The organism is Mycolicibacterium arseniciresistens, from assembly GCF_030519285.1.
GTDB classification, from domain to species: Bacteria; Actinomycetota; Actinomycetes; order Mycobacteriales; family Mycobacteriaceae; genus Mycobacterium; species Mycobacterium arseniciresistens.
Map to the genome: position 1 here is coordinate 1 of NZ_JAUMSQ010000354.1, position 7740 is coordinate 7740.

General features: G+C 71.3%; 7 protein-coding genes and 1 pseudogene. 4 read left to right on the forward strand and 4 right to left on the reverse strand.

Annotated features, from left to right (window positions below; translation table 11 throughout):
* Positions 1–205, reverse strand: a 205-nt coding sequence (locus Q2100_RS28145; protein WP_302916690.1) for a hypothetical protein, incomplete at its 3' end; no start/stop codon positions are given.
* A 131-nt stretch (positions 206–336) separates the two neighbouring features.
* On the opposite strand from Q2100_RS28145, the gene Q2100_RS28150 reads away from it, so the two are divergent.
* Both Q2100_RS28150 and Q2100_RS28155 read left to right on the forward strand, forming a co-directional pair.
* Entirely contained in the window at positions 337–918 is a 582-nt protein-coding gene (locus tag Q2100_RS28150) for a DUF3000 domain-containing protein (RefSeq protein ID WP_302916691.1), read from the forward strand.
* A gap of 1 nt (position 919) precedes the next feature.
* Positions 920–2215 (forward strand): HRDC domain-containing protein, encoded by a 1296-nt coding sequence (locus tag Q2100_RS28155; protein WP_302916692.1) that lies wholly within the window; start codon positions 920–922, stop codon positions 2213–2215.
* On the opposite strand, the gene dxs is transcribed toward Q2100_RS28155, so the two are convergent.
* The gene (dxs, locus tag Q2100_RS28160) at positions 2212–4125 is read right to left on the reverse strand and encodes a 1-deoxy-D-xylulose-5-phosphate synthase (protein ID WP_302916693.1); all 1914 of its coding nucleotides are present in this window, start codon (positions 4123–4125) and stop codon (positions 2212–2214) included. The genes Q2100_RS28155 and dxs overlap by 4 nt on opposite strands.
* Before the next feature lie 198 nt (positions 4126–4323).
* Here dxs and nhaA point away from each other — a divergent pair, with 198 nt between their 5' ends.
* A complete protein-coding gene (nhaA, locus tag Q2100_RS28165; RefSeq protein ID WP_302916696.1) occupies positions 4324–5655 on the forward strand; it encodes a Na+/H+ antiporter NhaA in 1332 nt (443 codons plus the stop codon).
* On the opposite strand, the gene Q2100_RS28170 is transcribed toward nhaA, so the two are convergent.
* On the reverse strand, positions 5652–6269 hold the full coding sequence (locus tag Q2100_RS28170; RefSeq protein ID WP_302916694.1) for a TetR/AcrR family transcriptional regulator: 618 nt from the start codon (positions 6267–6269) through the stop codon (positions 5652–5654). The genes nhaA and Q2100_RS28170 overlap by 4 nt on opposite strands.
* Before the next feature lie 70 nt (positions 6270–6339).
* Between Q2100_RS28170 and Q2100_RS28175 the strand changes: the two genes are divergently transcribed.
* Positions 6340–7572: an FAD-dependent oxidoreductase gene (locus Q2100_RS28175; RefSeq protein WP_302916695.1), complete on the forward strand. Its 1233-nt coding sequence runs from the start codon at positions 6340–6342 to the stop codon at positions 7570–7572.
* On the opposite strand, the pseudogene Q2100_RS28180 reads toward Q2100_RS28175, so the two are convergent.
* Positions 7539–7740: pseudogene (locus Q2100_RS28180) on the reverse strand (class I SAM-dependent RNA methyltransferase); the annotation flags it as partial. The gene Q2100_RS28175 and the pseudogene Q2100_RS28180 sit on opposite strands and share 34 nt — an antisense overlap.

Here is a 7740-nt window from a genome sequence, read left to right on the forward strand (position 1 = left end):
CGGACAGCCCGAGCGCCCAGTGCACCGCCAAGCCCGCGGCCACCGCCACGACGGCGACCAGCACCGCCAGGACCGGCGCGGGGGTGTAGCGAACAAGCCTGCCGCGCCGCCGCGGAGCGCCGGGTGGGCTCTGTCCTTCGGGTTCGGTGTCGGACCGGTTCGGATTCGAGAGTTCCTCGATGGCGTCAGCAAGCCGTTCAGGCATGGTGATCATCGTCTCACCAACCGGCGGTTCCGCGGTGCACCAGTTGACGGGATCCGGGCACGACGGGGTTCATGATCGAATTCGGCGCGCCTGCCGACACGCCCGGCCGGATGGGTCTAGCGTCAAACGTCGTGACCGCAGGCGAACCGGCTCAGTTCCGTACGGCGGTGGCGGCGATGAACGCCACCACCGTGCGGTCGGAGATCGAGCTCGGTCCGATCCGGCCGCCGCAGCGGCTCGCGCCCTACAGCTACGCCCTGGGCGCCGAGGTCCGACATCCCGACACGACGATCGTCCCCGAGCGTTCGGAGGGTGATGCGTTCGGCCGGCTGATCCTGCTGCACGACCCGGAGGGCGCAGAGGCCTGGGACGGCACGATGCGGCTGGTCGCCTACATCCAGGCCGATCTGGACTCCAGTGAGGCGGTGGACCCGCTGCTGCCCGAGGTGGCGTGGAGCTGGCTGGTGGAGGCGCTGGACTCGCGGGCCGAGCACGTGACCGCACTGGGCGGCACCGTCACCGCCACCACGTCGGTGCGCTACGGCGACATCTCCGGCCCGCCGCGCGCCCACCAGTTGGAACTGCGGGCGTCATGGACCGCCACGAACCTCGAGCTCGGCCCTCACGTAGAGGCGTTCTGCGAGGTGCTCGAGCACGCCGCCGGACTGCCGCCGACCGGGGTGACCGACCTGAGCTCCCGCACCCGCGCTTGACATGACCGAGGCGCTTCCCCCCGATCCGGACGACACCGACACGGGTCTCGACGCAGAAGAGGTCGAGCCCGAGGCGATTCCGCTGCTGGCCCCCGCCGACGGGGTGCCCGCGCTGTCGGTCAGCCGCTCCGAGATCGCCGCCGCCGCCGAATTGCTGTCCTCCGGACACGGACCGTTCGCCGTCGACGCCGAACGCGCGTCGGGCTTCCGCTACTCCAACCGGGCCTACCTCGTGCAGATCCGCCGCGCCGGGGCCGGCACGGTGCTGATCGACCCGGTGAACCACGGCGATTCGCCGATCGACGTGATGGCGCCGGTGGCCGCAGCGATGGCCGAGGACGAATGGGTGCTGCACGCCGCCGACCAGGACCTGCCGTGCCTGGCCGAGATCGGGATGCGGCCGGCACGGCTCTACGACACCGAACTGGCGGGGCGGCTCGCCGGCTTCGAGCGGGTGAACCTCGCGGCGATGGTGCAGCGACTCCTCGGCCTGCACCTGATGAAAGGCCATGGCGCCGCGGACTGGTCGAAGCGGCCGCTGCCCGACGACTGGCTCAACTACGCCGCGCTGGACGTGGAGGTGCTGCTCGAACTGCGCGACGCGATCGCCGCGGTGCTCGAGGAGCAGGGCAAGACCGAGTGGGCCGCACAGGAATTCGAGCATCTGCGGACGTTCGAGGCGTCCCCCACCCGGCGTGACCGCTGGCGGCGCACGTCGGGGATCCACAAGGTGCGCAACCCGCGGGCACTGGCCGCGGTGCGCGAGCTGTGGACCACCCGCGACCACATCGCCCGCCGCCGCGACATCGCCCCGGGGCGGATCCTGCCCGACGCGGCGATCGTCAACGCCGCCACCGCCGACCCCGACACCGTCGAAAAGCTCACGGCGCTCCCGATTTTCGGCGGTTCGAAGCAACGCCGCAGCGCGCAGGTGTGGCTCGACGCGCTGAACCGTGCGCGGGAGAACACCGATCCGCCGGACGACGCCGAGACGTCGAACGGCCCACCGCCACCGTCGCGCTGGGCCAGGCGCAAACCCGAGGCCGCGGCCCGGTTGGAGGCCGCCCGCGCCGCGCTGTCCGCGGTGTCCGAGCGTGTCACGGTGCCGGCGGAGAACCTGATCACCCCGGAGGTGGTGCGCCGGTTGTGCTGGGACTGGCAGCCCCCGGAGTCCGGCGACGTCACCGCCGCGGTCGAGGAGTTCCTCACCGAGGCGCGCGTCCGCCCGTGGCAGCGCGAACTCGTGGTGCCGGCGCTGGCCGACGCGCTCAGCGGCGCGGCGGCCCAGGACGACTAGTCGAGGCGCTCGCTGACCTCGGACTCCGAGACCGCGGTGCCCAGCGCCGCCACCCATCCGGTGATCTGGCGCGCGATGTTGCGATCGGTGATGCCGACATCGGCCAGCACCTCACTGCGGGAGGCGTGTGCGAAGAACTCCTGAGGCAGCCCCACGTCGCGGCACGGCACGTCGATCTCGTCGCGGCGCAACGCGGCCGACACCGACGACCCGACGCCGCCCGCGACGCCGTTGTCCTCGAGGGTCACCACCAGCTTGTGCGCGCGGGCCAGCTCGCCGATCGCATCGGGCACCGGAAGCACCCAGCGCGGATCCACGACGGTCACGCCGATGCCCTGGTTGCGCAGCCGCTCGGCCACCTCCAACGCCATCGCGGCGAACGGACCGACGGCGACCAGTAGCACGTCGTCGCCCATCCCTGCGGCGGGCACCGCGAGCACGTCGACCACACCCCGCCGTTCGACAGCCGGGATGTCCTCGCCCACATCGGCTTTGGGGAACCGGATGGCAGTGGGCCCGTCATTGACGTCGAGCGCCTCGCCGAGTTCCTCGCGCAGCCTGGTGGCATCGCGCGGAGCGGCGACCCGCATGCCCGGCACGACGCCGAGCAGCGACAGATCCCACATGCCGTTGTGGCTGGCGCCGTCGCTGCCGGTGACCCCGGAACGGTCGAGCACCATGGTGACCGGCAGCTTGTGCAGCGCGACGTCCATCATGATCTGGTCGAATGCGCGGTTGAGGAACGTCGAGTAGATCGCGACCACCGGATGCAGACCGCCCATAGCGAGCCCGGCGGCCGACGTCATCGCGTGCTGCTCGGCGATGCCCACGTCGAAGAAGCGGTCCGGGAAACGGTCGCGGAAGACCGACAACCCGGTCGGACCCGGCATGGCGGCGGTGATCGCCACGATGTCGCGGCGCTTGGCGCCGTAGTTGACCAGGGCCTCGGCGAACGCCGACGTCCAGCCCGGTCCGGCGACCTTGGTGGCCATCCCGGTCGCGACGTCGATGACGCCGCAGGCGTGCATCTGGTCGGCCTCGTCGTTCTCGGCGGGCGGGTAGCCCATGCCTTTGCGCGTGACGACGTGCACGACGACGGGCGCGTTGAACCCGCGGGCGTGCCGCAGCGCGGACTCGACGGCGTGCTCGTCGTGGCCGTCGATCGGGCCGACGTATTTCAGGCCGAGGTCGGTGAACATCACCTGCGGCGCGAGCGCGTCCTTGATGCCCGCCTTGATGCTGTGCACGCACTGGTAGCAGACCTCGCCGATGACGGGCAGCCCGCGCATCGCCTTGCGTCCGCTCTCCAGGATCCGCTCGTAGCCCGGCTGCAGACGCAGCGCGGCCAGATGGTCGGCGAAGCCGCCGATGGTCGGCGCGTAGCTGCGGCCGTTGTCGTTGACGACGATCACCACCGGCCTGCGGGCGGCGGCGATGTTGTTCAGCGCCTCCCAGCACATCCCGCCGGTGAGTGCGCCGTCGCCGACGACGGCGACCACGTGCCGGTTGCGGTGGCCTGTGAGTTCGAACGCCTTGGCCAGCCCGTCGGCGTAGGACAGCGCCGAACTGGCGTGGCTGGACTCCACCCAGTCGTGCTCGCTCTCGCTGCGCGACGGGTAACCCGACAGCCCGTCCTTCTTGCGCAGGGTCTCGAACTCGTGGCTGCGACCGGTGAGCATCTTGTGCACGTAGGCCTGGTGGCCGGTATCGAAGATGATCGGGTCGTGCGGCGAGTCGAAGACCCGGTGCAGGGCCAGCGTCAGTTCGACGACACCGAGATTGGGGCCGAGGTGTCCACCGGTTGCAGCGACCTTGTGGATCAGGAACTGGCGTATCTCGCCCGCCAGAGCACTGAGCTGGGACTGAGTCAGGTGCTGCAGATCAGCGGGGCCGCGGATCTGTTCAAGCATTCGACCAGTTTACGCACGGCGCACGGTGCGGGTCCTGTCGAGCCGGGACCTTCACAATCACGTCACAGTGCGCGCCGCACACCTCGGTACACTCGCCGCACGGTGTGCCGGGAAGTCTGGTCGGCACCGCGGATGCCCGCTCGGGGGCCTGCGGTTCGGTGATGTCGATGAGACGAGGTGTCGGCTGTGTCACAGGAAATGCAGAAGGATCCGGGCGAGTCGGCGCCGCTGCCGCGCCGGCTGCTCTCCCGCGGCTCGTGGGCCGAGACGGCCCGGGTCGCCGACGTACTGCGCAAGGAGACCGTCGGCGGCGCCGTCCTGCTGGTGGCCTCGGTGGTGGCGATCGGTTGGGCCAACTCGCCGTGGTCGGCGTCCTACGCGGCGCTGCGCGACCTGCCCGTCGGCACCGACCGCTTCGGCCTGCACCTGAATCTGACGCTGGGCACCTGGGCCGCCGACGGACTGCTGGCGATCTTCTTCTTCGTGGTCGGACTCGAACTCAAGCGCGAATTCGTCGCAGGCGACCTGCGCGACCCGCGTCGCGCCGCGCTGCCGATCGCGGCCGCCGTCGGCGGCATGGTCGTCCCGGCGGCCATCTTCGTCGCGATGACGTACTCGGTCGGTGACGGCGCCACCCGCGGCTGGGCCATCCCGACGGCCACCGACATCGCGTTCGCCGTCGCGGTGCTGGCGGTCATCTCGACGCACCTTCCCGCAGCGCTGCGCATGTTCCTGCTCACCCTGGCCGTCGTCGACGACCTGCTGGCGATCACCGTGATCGCGGTGTTCTACACCGAGGACATCAAGCTGTGGGCGCTGGCGGCGGCCGCCGTGCCGTTGCTGCTGTTCACGGTGCTGGTGCAGCGGCGGGTCCGGTCATGGTGGCTGCTGGTGCCGCTCGGGCTCGCGACGTGGGTGCTGATGCACGAGTCGGGCGTGCACGCGACCGTTGCCGGAGTGCTGCTCGGCTTCACGGTTCCGGTGGTGCGCAGCCGCGCCGCGGGTGGCCCCGACGCCGGACCGGGCCTCGCCGAACACTTCGAGCACCGGATCAGGCCGCTGTCGGCCGGCGTGGCGATCCCGGTGTTCGCGTTCTTCGCCGCCGGGGTGACGGTCGGCGGCCTGCACGGGCTCACCGACGCATTGACCGACCCCATCGCGCTGGGCATCGTGCTCGGCCTGGTCGTCGGCAAGACCGTCGGCATCTTCGGCACCGCGCGGATCCTCTCGGCTCTCACCAGGGCCTCGCTGGACAGCGCGCTGCGCTGGATCGACGTCTTCGGCATGGCACTGCTCGCGGGCATCGGCTTCACGGTGTCGCTGCTGATCGGTGATCTCGCCTACGGCGACGACAGCGGCCGCGAGGACCACGTGAAGATCGGGGTGCTCGTCGGGTCGCTGACGGCGGCCGTGCTCGCGACGGCGGTGCTGCGGCTGCGCAACCGGCAGTACCGCGCGCTGCACGAGGAGGAGACCCGCGACGCCGACCGCGACGGCGTGCCCGACGTCTACCAGCGGCCCGACGGCTAGTCCGCCAGCATCCGCCGCAGCGTGGCGAACTGTGCGTCGGTGAGCCGACGCAGTCCGTCCGCCGAGAACCGGTCGTGTTGGGCGACCGTCCACTCGTCGAACAGCCGCAACGCCCCGACCGTCAGCCGGTACTGCAGGTCCTCCGGCAGGTCGTCGCGCACGGCGCCGCACCGGCGACCCTCCGCCAGGGCGCGCCGCACCCAGTCCTCGACGGCCGCCAGCGCCCCACCGACGGTGGTCTTCGCGCTGCCGGGCGCATCGCTGTAGAACAGCCTGGCCAGCAGCAGGAAGGCCTCGTGCTCCTCGGAAACCCGCAGGAACTCGGCGAAGACGTCAGCGACCCGCGGCCAGAACTGCGTGCCCGAGAAGCCCGCCGGGTCGGGAACCGTCCACCGGGACGCCGCCTCGGCGATCAATTCCGTGGTCACGAATTCGAACAATTCGCTCTTCGACGCAAAAAGGTAGTAGAACGAGCTCTTTCCCATTCCGCAGTCGGCGATGATCCGGTTCAGCGACGTGCCCGAGTAACCCGACTCGGCGAACTCCACCGCTGCCACCTGCACCAATCGTCGTCGTCGGGCAGCGGGCATGCGGGCGATCCGGCCGGTCGGCATGCACCGGACAATACCGTGTACCACCCGGTACACAGAATGGTAGCGTCGAGATGCAGGCGAAAGGAATGTCATGGCGTTCACCCCGGTCCCGGTGGCCGATCAGTACGACGAGGCTCGCGCCGACGACATGCGCATCCTGATCGTCGGCGCGGGCGTCGCCGGCCTCACCGCCGCCGGACTGCTGCGCCGCGCGGGACGGCACCCGGTGCTGATCGAGCGCTCGGCCGCGGCGCCGGACGCCGGCTACATGCTCGCGCTGATGCCGATGGTCGACCCGGCGATCGACGGCCTCGGAGTGCGTGACGGGTACCGGGCGGCGGGCATCGCGCTCGACCGGTACGCGGTCCGCGGCCACACGGGCCGCCCGCTGCGCGAGGACTCGCTCTCGGCGGTTCTCGACACCTTCGGGGACTACCGGGGCATCGGCCGGGGCGCGTTGCTCGAGGTGCTCAGTACGGGCGGCTGTGCGGTCGCCTTCGGTTCGACGGTCCGCACACTGGCCGAGGGCGCGGACGGCGCGTCGGTCGGCATCGCGTCGGTCGACGGCGACCGGGAGTACCGATTCGACCTGGTCGTCATCGCCGACGGCATCAACTCGACGACACGCGATCTGGTGCCTGGCAGCCGGCCTGCCGCCACCCTCGACACCGGGTGGGGAGGCTGGGTGGCTTGGGCGGCACCGGACGACTCACCCGATCTCACCGAAGAGCTCTGGGGCGCGGGCTTCTTCGTCGGCTCCTACCCGGTCGCCGGCCGCATCGGCGTGTTCGTCGGCGGCCCGCGAGAGGACACCGCCGCGGGAGTCGACGCGTTCGTCGCCCGGATCCGGCGCTCACTCACCGTCACCGGCGCACGCGTCGAGCACGCACTGACCGCCCTGAGTGACGACCCCGACCCCTACTACTGGCCGCTCACCGACTGCCGGGCGCCGAACTGGACGACGGCCCACACCGTGCTGCTCGGCGACGCCGCCGCAGGTTTCCTCCCGACCGCAGGCGTCGGCGCGGGCATGGCGATGGAGTCGGCGTGGCTGCTGTCGGCCCTGCTGCAGCGCGCCGACCGCTCGACGCCGGCCGGTGCGCTGGCCGCCTATGAGGCCACCCAGCGCCCACGAGTGCTTGCCGCGCAGGACAATTCACGTCAGCTCGCGCGGCTGATGTTCAACCGCAGCCGCGGCCTGGCGGTGCTGCGGGAGGCGGCGACGCGGATGGTCAGTGTGCGGATGGCGCTGCGGCCCATCCGCCGGCTGCTCGCCCAGCGGCCCGACGTTCAGCGAGCCAGCACCGCGATGCACTCGACGTGATGGGTGAGCGGGAACGCATCGAACACCCGTAGCTGCTCGACCCGGTAGCCGTGGCCGCGGTAGAGCCCGACGTCGCGCGCGAACGCCGCGGCCTCACAGCCCACGTGGATCACCCGCGGCACGCCCGCGGCGGCCAGCTGGTCGATCACCTCGCGGCCGGCGCCGGTG

Coding starts and splice junctions, on each gene's coding strand:
- Q2100_RS28155 (WP_302916692.1), top strand. CDS start 920: ATGACCGAGGCGCTTCCCCCCGATCCGGACGACACCGACACGGGTCTC.
- dxs (WP_302916693.1), bottom strand. CDS start 4,125: ATGCTTGAACAGATCCGCGGCCCCGCTGATCTGCAGCACCTGACTCAG.
- nhaA (WP_302916696.1), top strand. CDS start 4,324: ATGCAGAAGGATCCGGGCGAGTCGGCGCCGCTGCCGCGCCGGCTGCTC.
- Q2100_RS28170 (WP_302916694.1), bottom strand. CDS start 6,269: ATGCCGACCGGCCGGATCGCCCGCATGCCCGCTGCCCGACGACGACGA.
- Q2100_RS28175 (WP_302916695.1), top strand. CDS start 6,340: ATGGCGTTCACCCCGGTCCCGGTGGCCGATCAGTACGACGAGGCTCGC.